General features: G+C 64.9%; 1 pseudogene. It reads right to left on the bottom strand.

Features of this window, described 5'->3' with window-relative positions:
* A pseudogene (locus MFF34_RS22160) lies at window positions 1-222 on the bottom strand (MFS transporter); the annotation flags it as partial.

The following is a 222-nucleotide window of genomic DNA, read 5'->3' as shown; positions in this document are numbered from 1 at the left end:
ACGGGCCTCTTTCAGGCACAGCACTGCAATCAAGCTGATCACCGCCGCCACCGACACATACCCGCCAACCCAGCTCAACCCGCCCATGCTCACCAGTTTCTGAGCAAAGAACGGCGCCGCCGAAGCCCCCACGATGCCACCCAGGTTGTACGCCGCCGACGCGCCGGTGTAGCGCACATGGGTAGGGAACAGCTCGGGCAGCAACGCCCCCATCGGCGCAAA

This window comes from Pseudomonas sp. PAGU 2196, from assembly GCF_022179005.1.
Classification (GTDB): domain Bacteria; phylum Pseudomonadota; class Gammaproteobacteria; order Pseudomonadales; family Pseudomonadaceae; genus Aquipseudomonas; species Aquipseudomonas kermanshahensis.
The sequence above is the reverse complement of the archived record's forward strand: the minus strand, read 5'-3'. Positions and strand labels throughout refer to the sequence as shown.